Source organism: Pseudomonas chlororaphis subsp. piscium (assembly GCF_003850345.1).
Classification (GTDB): Bacteria; Pseudomonadota; Gammaproteobacteria; order Pseudomonadales; family Pseudomonadaceae; genus Aquipseudomonas; species Aquipseudomonas piscium.
The window spans coordinates 1,741,767-1,756,399 of record NZ_CP027707.1 but is presented as its reverse complement, the minus strand read 5'-3'; the positions used below and the strand labels follow the sequence as shown (position 1 = coordinate 1,756,399).

General features: G+C 63.7%; 14 protein-coding genes. 7 read left to right on the top strand and 7 right to left on the bottom strand.

Annotation, left to right across the window (positions count from 1 at the left end; genetic code table 11):
- Positions 1-92: 92 nt before the first annotated feature.
- On the bottom strand, positions 93-659 hold the full coding sequence (locus C4K38_RS07985; RefSeq protein ID WP_053277917.1) for a nitroreductase family protein: 567 nt from the start codon (positions 657-659) through the stop codon (positions 93-95).
- Between the two features lie 120 nt (positions 660-779).
- Between C4K38_RS07985 and C4K38_RS07980 the strand changes: the two genes are divergently transcribed.
- A complete protein-coding gene (locus C4K38_RS07980) occupies positions 780-2,234 on the top strand; it encodes a TrkH family potassium uptake protein (RefSeq protein ID WP_053277916.1) in 1,455 nt (484 codons plus the stop codon).
- Here the strand turns inward: C4K38_RS07980 and C4K38_RS07975 are convergent.
- Positions 2,191-3,252, bottom strand: coding sequence for an AraC family transcriptional regulator (locus C4K38_RS07975; RefSeq protein WP_081001443.1), 1,062 nt, complete (start codon positions 3,250-3,252; stop codon positions 2,191-2,193). The genes C4K38_RS07980 and C4K38_RS07975 overlap by 44 nt on opposite strands.
- A gap of 162 nt (positions 3,253-3,414) precedes the next feature.
- Here C4K38_RS07975 and C4K38_RS07970 point away from each other — a divergent pair, with 162 nt between their 5' ends.
- Complete coding sequence (locus C4K38_RS07970; RefSeq protein ID WP_053277914.1) at positions 3,415-3,726, top strand: Mpo1-like protein; 312 nt, start codon at positions 3,415-3,417, stop codon at positions 3,724-3,726.
- Positions 3,727-3,824: 98 nt separating this feature from the next.
- Positions 3,825-4,415 carry an HD domain-containing protein gene (locus C4K38_RS07965; protein WP_053277913.1) on the top strand — a complete coding sequence of 197 codons (591 nt, stop codon included), beginning with the start codon at positions 3,825-3,827 and terminating at the stop codon, positions 4,413-4,415.
- Between the two features lie 91 nt (positions 4,416-4,506).
- Here the strand turns inward: C4K38_RS07965 and C4K38_RS07960 are convergent, their stop codons facing one another.
- Positions 4,507-5,328 (bottom strand): UDP-2,3-diacylglucosamine diphosphatase, encoded by an 822-nt coding sequence (locus tag C4K38_RS07960; RefSeq protein WP_053277912.1) that lies wholly within the window; start codon positions 5,326-5,328, stop codon positions 4,507-4,509.
- A gap of 132 nt (positions 5,329-5,460) precedes the next feature.
- Between C4K38_RS07960 and C4K38_RS07955 the strand changes: the two genes are divergently transcribed.
- Together C4K38_RS07955 and C4K38_RS07950 are read left to right on the top strand one after the other, a co-directional pair.
- Positions 5,461-6,219, top strand: a complete 759-nt coding sequence (locus C4K38_RS07955; protein WP_053277911.1) for a helix-turn-helix transcriptional regulator — start codon at positions 5,461-5,463, stop codon at positions 6,217-6,219.
- Positions 6,220-6,313: 94 nt separating this feature from the next.
- Positions 6,314-7,204, top strand: coding sequence for a DMT family transporter (locus C4K38_RS07950; RefSeq protein ID WP_053277910.1), 891 nt, complete (start codon positions 6,314-6,316; stop codon positions 7,202-7,204).
- Here C4K38_RS07950 and C4K38_RS07945 read toward each other — a convergent pair.
- Entirely contained in the window at positions 7,198-7,485 is a 288-nt protein-coding gene (locus tag C4K38_RS07945) for an Rdx family protein (RefSeq protein WP_007929749.1), read from the bottom strand. The genes C4K38_RS07950 and C4K38_RS07945 overlap by 7 nt on opposite strands.
- Positions 7,486-7,556: 71 nt before the next feature.
- On the opposite strand from C4K38_RS07945, the gene C4K38_RS07940 reads away from it, so the two are divergent.
- Complete coding sequence (locus C4K38_RS07940) at positions 7,557-9,746, top strand: patatin-like phospholipase family protein (protein WP_053277909.1); 2,190 nt, start codon at positions 7,557-7,559, stop codon at positions 9,744-9,746.
- On the opposite strand, the gene C4K38_RS07935 is transcribed toward C4K38_RS07940, so the two are convergent.
- From C4K38_RS07935 to recQ, 3 genes are all read right to left on the bottom strand, one after another.
- Entirely contained in the window at positions 9,719-10,951 is a 1,233-nt protein-coding gene (locus C4K38_RS07935; protein ID WP_053277908.1) for a type IV pilus assembly protein FimV, read from the bottom strand. The two genes, C4K38_RS07940 and C4K38_RS07935, sit on opposite strands and share 28 nt — an antisense overlap.
- Positions 10,952-11,080: 129 nt before the next feature.
- On the bottom strand, positions 11,081-11,515 hold the full coding sequence (locus tag C4K38_RS07930; RefSeq protein ID WP_007929752.1) for a MarR family transcriptional regulator: 435 nt from the start codon (positions 11,513-11,515) through the stop codon (positions 11,081-11,083).
- Between the two features lie 124 nt (positions 11,516-11,639).
- A complete protein-coding gene (recQ, locus tag C4K38_RS07925; RefSeq protein WP_053277907.1) occupies positions 11,640-13,766 on the bottom strand; it encodes a DNA helicase RecQ in 2,127 nt (708 codons plus the stop codon).
- A gap of 274 nt (positions 13,767-14,040) precedes the next feature.
- On the opposite strand from recQ, the gene C4K38_RS07920 reads away from it, so the two are divergent.
- The gene (locus C4K38_RS07920; RefSeq protein ID WP_007929756.1) at positions 14,041-14,628 is read left to right on the top strand and encodes a UPF0149 family protein; all 588 of its coding nucleotides are present in this window, start codon (positions 14,041-14,043) and stop codon (positions 14,626-14,628) included.
- Positions 14,629-14,633: the final 5 nt, after the last annotated feature.

The window sequence follows — 14,633 nt, the reverse complement described above, 5'->3', positions numbered from 1 at the left end:
GTTGGTGCCGTTCGCTAGATGGGTGAACGACGCGAGTCTGTAGGAGCGAGGCTTGCCCGCGATTGGCTATCAGCTACTGCCCAATTTTAGGATCAGGCCTTGCCCGACCAGGCACTGACGAACTCCGCCGTATCCACCTTGGGCGCGACCCGTGGCTCGTTCAGCGGCGTGCCCAGGTACAGGAAGGCGATGATTTCTTCACCTTCGCCCAGGCCAAGGCCCTTAGCCACATGGGGCGAATAGGACAGCTCGCCGGTACGCCACACCGCACCGATACCCTGGGCGTAGGCCGCCAGCAGAATACCGTGGGCGGCACAGCCGGCCGCCAGCCGTTGCTCCGACTTCGGCACTTTGACGTGCTCCTGCAGGCGGGCCACCACAACCACCACCAACGGCGCGCGCAGCGGCATGGCACGAGCCTTGTCCAGAGCGGCCTGGGTCACTTCGCCGCCCTGCAATTGCACCGCCTCCACCAGCAGCTCGCCCAGCTGTTCACGGGTCGCGCCTTCCACCGTCAGAAAGCGCCAAGGTCGCAACTGGCCGTGATCCGGGGCACGCAATGCCGCTGCGAACAGCGCTTCGCGTTGCGCCGCCGTCGGCGCCGGGTCCACCAGACGCGGTACGGAAACACGGTTGAGCAATGCGTCGAGAGCCTCCATCGGCCACCTCCTGAAAAAAATGTCCGGCCATTCTACCGATAAGTGCCTTCCAGGTGCCGGTTTACATGCTCCGCACCGCAGGTAGAATGGCGCCCTCCTTATCAGCCCCGAGCGGACCTCATGGCGTTGCCGACCCTACGGATCATTGGTTTCATCATCGGCATTTTCCTGATCACCCTGGCCATCGCCATGGTCATTCCGATGGCGACGCTGGTCCTGTTCGAGCGTACCGGCGACCTGCCGTCGTTCCTCTGGGCCAGCATGATCACCTTCGTCGCCGGCCTGGCCCTGGTGATACCGGGGCGCCCGGAGCACGTACACCTGCGTCCGCGGGACATGTACCTGCTGACAGTGTCCAGCTGGCTGGTGGTGTGCATCTTCGCCGCCCTGCCCTTTTTGCTGACCCAGCACATCAGCTACACCGACTCGTTCTTTGAAAGCATGTCCGGCATCACCGCCACCGGCGCCACCGTGCTCAGCGGCCTGGACACCATGTCGCCAGGCATCCTGATGTGGCGTTCGCTGCTGCACTGGCTCGGCGGCATCGGCTTCATCGGCATGGCGGTGGCGATCCTGCCGCTGCTGCGCATCGGTGGCATGCGCCTGTTCCAGACCGAATCCTCGGACCGCTCGGAAAAGGTCATGCCGCGCTCGCACATGGTGGCGCGCCTGATCGTGGCGGCCTATGTCGGCATCACCATTCTCGGCAGCCTGGCCTTCTGGTGGGCCGGAATGAGCCTGTTCGACGCGATCAACCACGCGATGTCGGCGATTTCCACCGGCGGCTTCTCCACCTCCGACGCCTCGCTGGCGCACTGGCCGCAACCGGCAGTGCACTGGGTAGCGGTAGTGGTCATGATCCTCGGCAGCCTGCCCTTCACCCTGTACGTCGCCACCCTGCGCGGCAACCGCCGGGCGCTGATCAAGGACCAGCAGGTCCAGGGCTTGCTCGGCATGCTGCTGGTGACCTGGCTGGTGCTCGGCACCTGGTACTGGTGGACCACCCAGCTGCATTGGCTGGAAGCCCTGCGTCACGTCGCGCTGAACGTCACCTCGGTGGTCACCACCACCGGCTTCGCCCTGGGCGACTACAGCCTGTGGGGCAACTTCTCGCTGATGCTGTTCTTTTACCTGGGCTTCGTCGGCGGCTGTTCCGGCTCGACCGCCGGCGGGATCAAGATTTTCCGCTTCCAGGTCGCCTACATCCTGCTCAAGGCCAACTTGAACCAGCTGATCCACCCCCGCGCGGTGATCAAGCAGAAGTACAACGGTCACCGCCTCGACGAGGAGATCGTCCGCTCGATCCTGACCTTCTCGTTCTTCTTCGCCATCACCATTTGCGTCATCGCCCTGGCGCTATCGCTGCTGGGGGTGGACTGGATGACCGCCCTGACCGGCGCGGCCAGTACGGTGTCGGGTGTGGGCCCGGGCCTGGGCGAAACCATCGGCCCGGCCGGCAACTTCGCCACCCTGCCGGACGCCGCCAAGTGGATTCTGTCCCTGGGCATGCTGCTCGGCCGGCTGGAGATCATCACCGTATTCGTGTTGTGTATTCCGGCATTCTGGCGTCACTGATCGCTACCCCGGACTCCAGCAGCCGCGCCCGGTATTCGCCGGGCGTGGCATCGAACCAGCGGCGGAAAGCACGGAAAAAGTTGCTCGGGTCGGCAAACCCCAACAGATAGGCAATCTCCAGCAGGGTCATGCTCGGCTGCGCCAGGTACTGCTCGGCCAGCTCACGACGGGTGTCGTCGAGCAGGGTCTGGAAACTGGTGCCCTCCTCCTGCAAACGCCGTTGCAAGGTGCGCTGAGACAGATGCAGGGTCTGGGCCACGGCTTCGCGCTTCGGCTCGCCCTGGGGCAACAACCGGCACAGCGCCTGGCGCGCCTTGTGCGTCACCCGGCTTTCGGAGAACCGCGCCAGGTACTCACCGGCGAAGCGGTCATGCAGCAACGCCATGGCCTCATTGGCGGTCGGCAACGGCGCTTCCATATCGGCACGCTCGAAAATCAATGCATCGTAAGGCGCGTTGAACACCAGCGGCGCATGAAACGCCCGCTTGTAGGGCTCCAGATCGACCGGCACAGCCCCCTGCATCAGCACCTGGCGTGGCTGCAGCGTACGCCCGGTCAACCAGCCACACAGCGCCAGCGCACAGGCCAGCGAGGCTTCGGCACTTTGCCGGGTCGGCGGCAGATGATCGCCGTGCACCGTCAGAATCAGCGCATAACCTTCAGGTAAAAGTCGGAAACTCAGATCGGCGCTTTCCGCGATGATCCGCTGATAGCGCACCAAACGCTGGAACCCCTCGGACAGGGTACGACTGGACATCAGGGCATACCCGGCCACGTTGAAGGAGGCCGGTCGCACTACCTTGCCCATGTTCAGGCCGATCGCCGGGTTGCCGGACTGTTCCACCGCACGTTGCCAGAGACGCGTCATCGAGTCCTGGGGGAAGCGTGCGTCCGGGTCGTCCAGCGCGGCATAGTCGAGCCCGATCTGCTTGAACAATGCACGGCAATCCAGGCCGTCCATCTCCAGAGCTTTGACAATTCCCATCGCCCAGCTTGCAGAAGTCGTTCGTTCGCTCATGGTGGGTTCTTTTACATGATGAGCCGCATGCCACGGCCGATTTCCCAAGGATACTAAAGTGGCGCCCATTGTCACTGGCCCCGGCCACTGATGACTCTAGACTCAAATAAGCTCCCCGCAGAGCGTCCCGCTGGCAGAACAATAACCACAGAGATCGCAGTCGTGGATAACATCAAGCAATTCAACAGCTTCGCCGAGTTCTATCCCTATTACCTGAGCGAACACAGCAACAGCACCTGCCGCCGCCTGCACTTCGTGGGCACGACCCTGGTGATCTTCATCCTCGCCTTCGCCATCGACAAAGGCGCCTGGTTGTTGCTGCTGGCCCTGCCGGTGGCTGGCTACAGCTTCGCCTGGGTCGGTCATTTCTTCTTCGAGAAGAACCGCCCGGCCACCTTCCAGCATCCGCTCTACAGCCTTGTGGGCGATTTCGTCATGTACCGCGACATGCTGATCGGCAAGGTGCCGTTCTAGGCCTGGACGGACAGCAAGCCGTCCCGCGCAGCCAGTGCAGGATTGGATCCAAGGCATAGACTCCAATCGTTGCGCAAAAAACAACAAGAGGATTGCCGATGAACGCTCATGCCCGTTTCACCCACATGAAGGATGGCACCCAGGAAGACTGGGCGATCATCGCCGCGGATTTCAGTGCCTACGCCAAGCAGTTGCCGGCGCGCATCGTGGCGCACCTGAAGTTGCTCGAGGGCGATTTTGGCGGCTTCCCGGTGGACCGCCTGACCCACTCGCTGCAAACCGCCAGCCGGGCCTGGCATGACGGCCGCGATGAGGAATATGTGGTCTGCGCCCTGCTCCACGACATCGGCGACACCCTGGGTTCCTACAATCACCCGGACATCGCCGCGGCGATCCTCAGGCCCTTCGTCAGCCCTGAGAACCTGTGGATGGTGGAGAAGCACGGGATCTTCCAGGGCTATTACTTCTTCCATCACCTGGGCATGGACCGGCACCTGCGCGAGCAATTCAAGGACCATCCGCTGTATCTGCGGACCGTCGAATTCTGTGCCAAGTACGATGCCGCGGCGTTCGATCCGAGCTACGACAGCCTGCCCCTGAGCTTTTTCGAACCCATGCTCGAACGCCTGTTCGCCCAGCCGAAAAATTCGATCTACAAGGCGGCCACGCAGGAACACGCGCCGGCCTGACCGCTTTCGCAGGTCGTCGCGGGCAAGCTCGCCCTTGCTTCTGTAGGAGCGAGGCTTGCCCGCGATAACCTCAGATCAGGCGACCAAAGCCTCAAGCCAGCTCCGCCACCTTCGCCAGTTCGGCCTTGCGCTGCGCCTCCCGCGCCTGGGCATCGGCCAGGCGATACAGCTCGATGGTGCCGTCCCAGTGCTCGATCAGGGCGGTGCACGACTCGACCCAATCCCCGCAGTTGAGGTAGTCCACTTCGCCGACCTTGCGGATCTCGGCATGGTGAATGTGCCCGCACACCACGCCATGCAGCTCGCGCTTCACGCATTCGTGAGCGATGGCTTCCTCGAAGTCGCTGATAAAGCTGACCGCGGTCTTGACCTTGTGCTTGAGGTAGGCCGACAACGACCAGTAACCGTAGCCGTAGCGCGCCCGCCAGTGATTCAGCCAGCGATTGAGGGTCAGGGTGAACTCGTAGGCCGAGTCGCCGAGAAAGGCCAGCCAGCGATGGTAGCGGGTGATGACATCGAACTGGTCGCCATGGATCACCAGCAAGTGCCGGCCATCGGCGGTGACGTGCACCGCCTCGTCCACCAACTGGATATTGCCCAGGACCAGCTTCGAATAGCGGCGCAGGAATTCGTCGTGGTTGCCGGTGACATAGATCACCTCGGTACCCCGCTTGCTCATGGTCAGCAGGCGGCGGATGACGTTGGTGTGTGCCTGGGGCCAGTACATGCCGCCGCGCAGTTTCCAGCCGTCGATGATGTCGCCGACCAGGTAGATCCGGTCGGCGTGGTAACCCTTGAGGAACTGCGACAGATGCTCCGCCTGGCAGTCCCGGGTGCCCAGATGCACATCGGAAATCCACAAGGTGCGCACGCGTTGTTTACGGCTGGGTCTGGCGAGTTCGGCACTGGTCATGGGCACACTCCTGCATTTTCTGCGAGCTTGCACCCGGGCGATTAATCGCCTGTGACAGAAATACGGCAGTCCAATGACAGCGCTGGAGCCCGGGCCGTCGGTGTAGACTGCCGTTCTGCCAAGGAGACTGCGATGAGACCGATCCTCACGCTACGCCAATACAGCCACGACCTGATCGTCCACAGCCACGAACACGCGCAACTGGTGTTCGGCCTGTCGGGCCAGCTCGACTTCGAGGTCGACGGCCAGGGCAGCCAGGTGGTCCAGCAGAGCTTCGTGGTGGTGCCCTCCGGCGCCCACCATGCCTGCGGCAGCCCAAACGGCAGTCGCTGCCTGGTGCTCGACGTGCCCGACGAACATTGGCTGGTGCAGTCGCTGGGCGATCACGCCGATGCCAGTCGCCGCTTGCTCGACAACGCCGGGCGCCTGCCCCTGGATACGGCGCAGAGCCAACTGGTCAACTGGCTGGCCGGCAGCCCGGTCAACGACCCGCTGATTGCCCAGCAAGGCGCCGTGCTGTTGCTGGCCAGCCTCAACCAGGCCAGCCCCGTCGGCATCGGCGGCCGACGCCTGCCCTACGCCGCCTTGAATGCCCATATCGATCAACACGCCGCCCACCCGCTGCAAGTGGCAGACCTGGCGCGGATCGCCGGGCTGTCCAGCGCTCGCCTGCATGCGCGGTTTGTCGCCGAATGCGGGCAGACGCCGATGGACTACATCCGCAGCCGGCGCCTGCACATGGCCGTCGGCCTGTTGCGCGACTCGGCACTGCCCATCGGCGAAATCGCCAGCCGCGTCGGCTACAGCTCCCAGAGCGCTTTCGCCGCGGCGGTGCTGCGCGAGTTCGGCGTCTCCCCCGGCAAGCTGCGGCGTACCACAGGCCACCGCTAGGCTGTCGACAAAAAACGCGAGGATCGCGACAGACCGGATCCTGCCCAGGCTTTTAGACTGGCACCGCTCCGCTCAACTGTTTTGAAGGATTGAAATGACTCCGCGTACTGCCCTTGGCGCCCTGCATATCGGCGCATTGATGTTCGGCCTCACCGGTGTATTCGGCAAACTCGCCGCCGCTTCGCCGGCCATCATCGTCTTTGGTCGCGCGGTGTTCGCGGTGCTCGCCCTGGCGTTTTTCGCCCGCTGCGCCAGCAGCATCCGCTGGCAACGGCTGCAGGCCACGGACTGGTGGCGCCTGCTGCTCAGCGGCCTGCTGCTAGCCGGGCACTGGGTGAGTTTCTTCATCGCGGTGAAAGTCGCGGGCGTGGCCATCGCCACCCTGGGGTTCGCCAGCTTCCCGGCTTTCACGGTGATCCTCGAGGGGCTGATATTCCGTGAGCGGATCCGCCTCAACGAGATCGTCCTGGTGGTCCTGGTCAGCGTCGGCCTGGTGCTGGTCACGCCGGATTTCGACCTCGCCAGCCAAGCCACCAGCGGGCTGCTCTGGGCCGTGGGATCGGGCCTGCTGTTCGCCTTGCTGTCACTGAACAACCGCGCCAGCTCCGCGCGCATTCCGGCGGTACAGGCGGCACTGTGCCAGAACCTGGTGGTTGCCTTGTGCCTGCTGCCGGTGGCGGCCCCGGGGCTGAGCGAGGTCCGGGCCCTCGACTGGTTGTGGATCAGCCTGCTCGGCATCTTCTGCACCGGCCTGGCCCACAGCCTGTTCGTCGCCAGCCTTGCGGTGATCAAGGCCCGCACCGCGGCGGTGGTGTTCGCCCTGGAGCCGGTCTACGGGATTACCCTGGCCTGGCTGCTGTTCAGCGAAACGCCGACGCTGCGCATGCTGATCGGCGGCGTCTTGATCATCCTCGCCATCGTGGTCTCCAGCAGCCTGTCCGGCTCAAGCAAAAAAGCGGCAGTGGCGGAAGTCGCGTCTCACTGAGTACGATCGTTGTGGCCGAGGTCGCGCTGCGGATCGATCTGGTCGCGCACCCGCTGCTTGAGCACCTTGGCTTCGGGGAAACCGCCATCGGCCTTGCGCTCCCAGATCTGTACGCCGTCGCAGGTAATGCGGAAGGTGCCGCCGGTGGCCGGTTCCAGGGACACCTTGCCCAGGTCGTCGCTGAAGGTGCTCAGCAGTTCCTGGGCCAGCCAGGCGGCGCGCAGCAGCCACTGGCACTGGGTGCAATAGGTGATGACCACTTCGGGTTTACGTTCTGACATGGTGCTGCCGACTCCTGGGCTCAAGGGCGTCGTTATAATAGCCGCCTTTATCGCTCGCCCCGAGATCCATGATGCGTCGTTTGCTGTCTTGCCTGATCCTGTGTTTGCTCCCCGTGTTCCTGCACGCCGCCGAGGCGCCACGGCCGAAGATCGGCCTGGTGTTGTCCGGCGGTGCCGCCCGTGGCCTGGCGCATATCGGCGTGCTCAAGGCCCTGGAAGAGCAAGGCGTGAAGATCGATGCGATTGCCGGTACCAGCATGGGTGCGGTGATCGGCGGGCTGTACGCCTCGGGCTACAAGATCGACGAGCTGGAAAAGCTGGCCCTGGGCATCGACTGGCAACAGGCGCTGTCCGACGCCCCGCCCCGGGCTGACGTGCCGTTTCGCCGCAAGCAGGATGACCGCGACTTCCTGGTGAAACAGAAACTCAGCTTCCGCGACGACGGCAGCCTCGGCCTGCCACTGGGGGTCATCCAGGGCCAGAACCTGGCGCTGCTGCTGGAAAGCATGCTCGCCCACGCCAGCGATACCCGCGACTTCGACAAGCTGCCGATCCCCTTCCGCGCGGTCGCCACGGACATCGCCAGCGGCGAGAAGGTGGTATTCCGCAAGGGCCACCTGCCCCGGGTGATTCGCGCCAGCATGTCGATCCCCGCGGTATTCGCCCCGGTGGAGCTGGACGGCCGGCTGCTGGTGGACGGCGGCATGACCGACAACATTCCGCTGGATGTGGCCCGCGACATGGGTGTGGACATCGCCATAGTGGTGGACATCGGCACCCCGCTGCGCTCGCGCCAGCAGCTGGCGACCGTGGTCGATGTGCTGAACCAGTCGATCACCCTGATGACCCGGCGCAACTCCGAGGAACAACTGGCGACCCTGCACAAGAATGACGTGCTGATCCAGCCGCCCCTGGCCAATTTCGGGGTCACCGACTTCGGCCGCGCCCAGGAAATGATTGACGCCGGCTACCGCGCCACCCGTATCCTCGACGCACGCCTGGCGTCGCTGCGCCCGGCCGAACCGATGAATGCCGAACTCAGCGCCGCGCGCGCGCCCGGCCAGCGCACCCCGATCATCACCGCGATCCGGGTGGAAAACGATTCGAAAGTCAGCGACGACGTGATCCGTTACTACATCCGCCAGCCTATCGGCGAGCCTCTCAACCTGGGCCGGCTGCAGACCGACATGGGCACGCTGTATGGCCTGGACTACTTCGAGCAGGTGCAATACCGCGTGGTCCACAAGGGCAATGAGCACACCCTGGTGATCAACGCCCGGGGCAAGCGCAGCGGCACCGACTACCTGCGCCTGGGGCTGAACCTGTCCGACGACATGCGCGGCGACAGTGCCTTCAACCTGGGCGCCAGCTACCGGGTCAACGGTATCAACAGCCTCGGCGCCGAATGGCTGACCCGGGTGCAGATCGGCGATCAGCAGGAACTCTACAGCGAGTTCTATCAGCCGCTGGATGTAGGCTCGCGTTACTTCATCGCGCCTTACATCGGCATCGAATCGCAGAACATCGAAGCCGTGCTGGACAACGACCCGATCGCCGAATACCGCCTGCAGCGCTACGGTCTCGGCCTCAATATCGGGCGCCAGATCGGCAACAGCGGCGAGATCCGTTTCGGTGTCGGTGAGGCCTGGGGCAAGGCCGATGTGCGCGTCGGCGACCAGGACCTGCCCAGCGAAAGCTTCAACGAGGGCTACTACGAACTGCGCTACTCGTTCGACTCCCTGGACAATGTCTACTTCCCCCATGCGGGCGAGGACATCGGCCTGTCGCTGCGCCAGTTCGAACCCAGCCTGGGCTCGGACAAGCGCTACCGGCAGTGGGAGTTCAAACTGGACAAGGCCCTGAGCAGCGGCCCGAACACCTTCATCCTGGGCGGGCGGTATGGCCGGACCCTGGATGAGGCCGAAGTGGTGACTTCAAGCTTCGTGCTTGGTGGCGCCCGCCAGCTGTCGGGCTTTCGCGAGGACGCCCTCTCGGGCCAGAACATCAGCCTGATGCGGGGCGTCTACTACCGGCGGCTGACACCCCGCGCCTACCTGCCCCTGGACTTCCCGCTGTACCTCGGTGGCTCCCTGGAGCGGGGGCGTGCCTGGAACAACGACAACGAGTTCGACAGTGGCTACATCAACGCTGCAAGCATCTTCCTCGGTTTCGACACCCCGCTGGGGCCGCTGAATTTCAGTTATGGCATCAACGACGACAACCAGAAAGCGGTCTACCTCAACCTGGGCCAGACGTTCTGAGTCTCAGTGTCCAACTTGGCCTTGGTGTTGGAGCCTGGCTCGTCTGGTTCTTCCAGGCGCCAGACGATCGAGTCGGCATTGAAGGGCGTCGGTGCGGCGGCAGGAGACGGCGGCACGCCGGAGGGTTCGGATGGTGCGATCAGGTCCCAGTCGACATCGATCGACGGTTCGCGATCGGCCAGCCGATCCCCTGCTACAGGCGGGGGCTGTACCGGCGTAACTGGGGGCGTTGATCTGAACGACTCCTCGGCGGCAACAGTCATCACAGCACTGGCCAGCGTTCGCGTGGGCCGGCTCTCGGCGGGTATCTGTACTTCCGCTACGGCTGCTGACTGACGACGGCGACGCATGACCAGCACCACCAGCAAGGCCGTCAGCAGCAAGGCGGCAAGCATCAGCCAGGGATTCGAGTCCTCGGCCTCTGGCGCCTGTTCGGCTGGCGGGGATGGGCTGACGATGGTGGGTGTCGCAGGTGCGGAAGCCGGGGCAGGATGATCTGCGGGCTTGTTCTGGATCTCGGCCAACTGACGTTGCAGCTCCACCAGCTGTTGCTGCTGGCGCGCCAGTTGTTCGTCCCGTTGCTGCAATGTGTTCCGCAGCTCTTGGGACTGGTCCTGCAATTGCTGGTTGGCTTGCAGGGCTTGCGCCAATTGTCCAGCCGCAGGGTCGGTCGCCTTGGCCGCCGCAGTTGGAGCCTGGGTGGCAATCGCCGGTTCAGGTTTCGCGACCTCCCTGAGCGGGGCCGGCACTATCTCGGGGCTTCCCGGGGGATCTATCAGCAGCGTGTATTCGCGCAACTGCCGCCCATTGGCCTGGTTCACCTGCAGCAGGAAATCCAGGAACGGCTCGTTCACCGGCTTGCTCGACACCACCCGGATCACCCTGCGTTCACCCTGCAGGATCGGGGTAAAACGCAAGTCTTCGAGAAACGGCAAGCGCTCGACACCGGCCTGCTTGAACTCGCCGGTGGTCGCCAGGCTGACCGACAACTCGCCCTCCTCCAGACCTTGCGCCTGCACCAGGGCGATCTCCGCCTCCAGCGGCTGGTTCAGCGCCGAATGCACGGCGACTTCACCCAGGCCCACAGCCGAGGCCAGGGACGAATACAGGGTCGCCAGTACCGGCAGCAGGAGCCAGGGACGATGTTTCCCCAGGCAAGATGACCCGATGGAGCCGCGCAGAGCGGCCAGCAGACTCTGGAACATGAGCACCCTTTTTGAGGACCGAAAGCGACCACAGCGGCGATACGCTGGCTGCGCATGCCGCTGTGGACCTGGTATTTCTTATAGTCTGCCGGTGTCGGTAGCTCAAAAATCCGCGGCGCTAGTTATGCCTCAAGACTTTTCCAGATTGGCCAGGATATGCGCGTGAACCCGCATGCATACCCGCATATCCTCTTCATCGACACCAACGAACAATTCACTGCGCAGGGCGGTGGCGATGGTTTCGATCTGTTCGATCAAGGGCAGCGCCGGGGCGCACAGAACGATCTTCTTCGCCCGGCGATCCTCGACCACCGACTGCCGTTGCACCAGCCCCTGGGTTTCCAGGCTGTCGAGCAGCCGCGCCAGGGTCGGTCCTTCGACGCCGACACTCTGGGCAAGTTCACGCTGGGTCGGAGCTTCATCGAAACGGGCGAGGTGCAGCAGCACCAGCCAGCGGGCCTGGGACAGGCCAAGTCCGGCCAGACGGCGATCCAGTTCGGCGCGCCAGCCTCGGGACATCTGCGCCAACTGCATGCCAAAACGGTGTTGATCGGTTAACGGCATAAACAACTCATGAGTTAGTAGACTGAAAATTAAGAAAAACTAATTATTAGTCAGCTAAGCATGACAGTTGCCGAGTGGCAAGGTTTGGAATGAACTGAATCGTTACATCTTGCCGCCGGACAACTCACATTTCGAATTCCGACTCCAGTGCCGCACGCACGCAATACAGCACACCTTCCGGCACGCGACCGGCAAACAACTCGGCCACTTCGCTCACCGGGGGCAGCTCGCCTTCGCCGTCGAGAAAGGCATCCTGGATCTCGCCGAGCAGGTCTTCCGGCAGGTCCAGCGCCTGCTCCAGGGACAACTGCTGCTTGCCCACGGCTTCGGCGAGCATTGTGTAAACGTTCTTTTCCGAGCACTGCAATTGCCCGGCGATCTGCAGCGGCGTCATGCCGGCGCGAGCCAGGGTAATCAGCTCGTGGCGGATGTCGGCCACCACTTTCGGCGCTTCCGCCTGGCCGCCCAACACTTCGAGGAACGCCTCGCCGTAGCGCTCCAGTTTGCGTGCGCCAACACCACTGACCCGGGCCATTTCCGCCAGGGAACCGGGCTGGCTGCGGAGCATTTCCAGCAGGGTGGAGTCGGGGAAAATGACATAGGGCGGCACGCCGTGTTCTTCCGCCAGTTTGCGCCGCAGGGCGCGCAAGGCTTCCCACTGTTCGCGCTCTTCGCCACGTACCAGTTGGCTGGCCTGGCTAGTGCTGCTCTTGGCGGCAGTCTGCGGCTTTATGTCGCGGCGCAGCTCCAGGGTCACCTCGCCCTTGAGCAGCGGCCGGCAGCTGTCGCTCAGACGCAGGCCGCCATAACCTTCCAGATCGATATCGGCCAGGCCGCGGGCCACCAGTTGGCGGAACAGCGAGCGCCATTCGCCTTCGCTACGGGCCTTGCCCACGCCGAATACGGAAAGATGCTGATGGCCGAAACTGCGGACTTTTTCCGTGTCCTTGCCCAGCAGCACGTCCACCAGGTGGCCGACGCCATAACGCTGGCCGGTGCGATAGATCGCCGACAACGCCTGGCGCGCCGGCTCGGTGGCATCCCAGGTCTGCACGCCATCGACGCAGTTGTCGCAATGGCCGCACGGCTGCGGCATGTCTTCGTCGAAGTAGGCCAGCAGGGTCTGGCGCCGGCAACGGGTTTCCTCGCACAACGCCAGCATGGCGTCGAGCTTGTGCTGCTCCAGGCGCTTGTGGCGCTCGTCGCCCTCGGAGTTCTGCAGCATCTGCTTGAGCATCAGCACGTCCTGCAGGCCGTAGGCCATCCAGGCATCGGCAGGCAGGCCGTCACGCCCGGCACGCCCGGTTTCCTGGTAATAGGCCTCGAGGGACTTGGGCAGGTCCAGGTGCGCCACGAAACGCACGTTGGGTTTGTCGATGCCCATGCCGAAGGCGATGGTCGCGACCATGATCAGCCCTTCCTCGTTGAGGAAACGCTTCTGGTGATAGGCGCGCAGTTCGCTGGGCAACCCGGCGTGATACGGCAGCGCCGGGAAGCCTTGCTCGCAGAGGAATGCGGCAACCTCGTCGACCTTCTTGCGCGACAGGCAGTAGACGATGCCGGCATCGCTGCGCCGTTCGCTGAGGAACGCCAGCAGTTGCTTGCGCGGCTGCTCCTTGGGAACGATGCGATAGAAGATATTCGGACGGTCGAAACTGGAGAGGAAACGCTCGGCATCCTGCAAGTGCAGGCGATTGACGATTTCCTCACGGGTGCGCTTGTCGGCGGTGGCGGTCAGGGCGATGCGCGGCACCTGGGGGAACATTTCCGCCAGTTGGCCCAGCTGCAGGTATTCCGGACGGAAGTCATGCCCCCACTGGGACACGCAATGCGCCTCGTCAATGGCGAACAGGGCGATGTCGAGGTTCTGCAGGAACGCCAGCATCCGCGGCTGCACCAGGCGCTCCGGCGCCAGATACAGCATCTTCACTTCACCCCGCCGGATCCGCGCGGCCAGGTCGCGCTGCTGTTCGGCGCTCAGGGTGGAGTTCAGCGCCGCCGCGGCGACCCCGAGTTCCTCCAGGGTCGCGACCTGATCGTCCATCAGCGCGATCAGCGGCGAGACCACCACCGCCAGGCCGTCGCGCAGCAAGGCCGGAACCTGGAAGCACAACGACTTGCCGCCGCCGGTAGGCATCAGCACCAGGGCATCGCCGCCACTGGCCACGCGCTCAATGATCGCACCTTGGCGGCCACGGAAACTGTCGTAGCCGAAGATGTCCTTGAGGACGCGTTGAGCCTGTTCGAGCATGAAAAACTCCAAAAATCGCTGAAATCCCTGTGCGCAGGCTGGCCGAAAAGACCACGGTTTTCACTGACAAATCCGTTAGCGGACTTTTCCTGGACCGTTACGACGCCTGCCGGGCATCACAAAACGCGCAAGTATACCCGAGCACTTGCCGGCGAAGGGCGACGACAATGGACCGCTGGTAACCTTTAGAAGCGCGCAAATCTGCGCTGCGGCTGGCCTGAGCGCTCAAGAAGGCCTAGAATTCAGCATCGTTTATTCCCAAGGTAGTCCTTCAATGTCCTTCGCTGAGCAATTAACCCGCCTGCAAGCCTTCCTCGACGCCGATGAGCTGCATGACGAGGCGCTGGACTATGTGGCCGCCCACGGCTACCTGACCGCGCTGTCCATCTGTTCCGAAAGCGTTCCCGACCGTGAGTGGATCGACGCCCTGTTCGCCGAGGAGCCGCACTACAGCGACGCCGCCCAGCGCGAAGAGATCGAATCCACCCTGATCGCCCTCAAGGCCCACATCGCCCGCCAACTGGCCTCCGACGAAGAGTTCGAGCTGCCGTGCGACCTCGACCTCGGCGACGAGCCGGACGACTCCGACCTGCGCGGCTGGTGCATCGGCTTCATGGAAGGCGTGTTCCTGCGCGAAGCGGCCTGGTTCGAAACCGCCGAGGAAGAAGTCAGCGAGATGCTCCTGCCGATCATGGTCGGCTCCGGTCTGTTCGACGAACAACCCGAGTTCTCCGACATCGCCAGCGATGCCAACCTGATGGACGACATGATCGTGCAGATCCCGGAAGCCCTGACCGCGCTGTACCTGCTGTGCAACGCGCCGGACGAAAAACCGGCCATTCTCAAGCCCCGTCACCACTGAGTCGT

Coding starts and splice junctions, on each gene's coding strand:
- C4K38_RS07950 (WP_053277910.1), top strand. CDS start 6,314: ATGACTCCGCGTACTGCCCTTGGCGCCCTGCATATCGGCGCATTGATG.
- C4K38_RS07985 (WP_053277917.1), bottom strand. CDS start 659: ATGGAGGCTCTCGACGCATTGCTCAACCGTGTTTCCGTACCGCGTCTG.
- C4K38_RS07975 (WP_081001443.1), bottom strand. CDS start 3,252: ATGAGCGAACGAACGACTTCTGCAAGCTGGGCGATGGGAATTGTCAAA.
- C4K38_RS07980 (WP_053277916.1), top strand. CDS start 780: ATGGCGTTGCCGACCCTACGGATCATTGGTTTCATCATCGGCATTTTC.
- C4K38_RS07965 (WP_053277913.1), top strand. CDS start 3,825: ATGAACGCTCATGCCCGTTTCACCCACATGAAGGATGGCACCCAGGAA.
- C4K38_RS07930 (WP_007929752.1), bottom strand. CDS start 11,515: ATGCCGTTAACCGATCAACACCGTTTTGGCATGCAGTTGGCGCAGATG.
- C4K38_RS07945 (WP_007929749.1), bottom strand. CDS start 7,485: ATGTCAGAACGTAAACCCGAAGTGGTCATCACCTATTGCACCCAGTGC.
- C4K38_RS07940 (WP_053277909.1), top strand. CDS start 7,557: ATGCGTCGTTTGCTGTCTTGCCTGATCCTGTGTTTGCTCCCCGTGTTC.
- recQ (WP_053277907.1), bottom strand. CDS start 13,766: ATGCTCGAACAGGCTCAACGCGTCCTCAAGGACATCTTCGGCTACGAC.
- C4K38_RS07960 (WP_053277912.1), bottom strand. CDS start 5,328: ATGACCAGTGCCGAACTCGCCAGACCCAGCCGTAAACAACGCGTGCGC.
- C4K38_RS07955 (WP_053277911.1), top strand. CDS start 5,461: ATGAGACCGATCCTCACGCTACGCCAATACAGCCACGACCTGATCGTC.
- C4K38_RS07935 (WP_053277908.1), bottom strand. CDS start 10,951: ATGTTCCAGAGTCTGCTGGCCGCTCTGCGCGGCTCCATCGGGTCATCT.
- C4K38_RS07920 (WP_007929756.1), top strand. CDS start 14,041: ATGTCCTTCGCTGAGCAATTAACCCGCCTGCAAGCCTTCCTCGACGCC.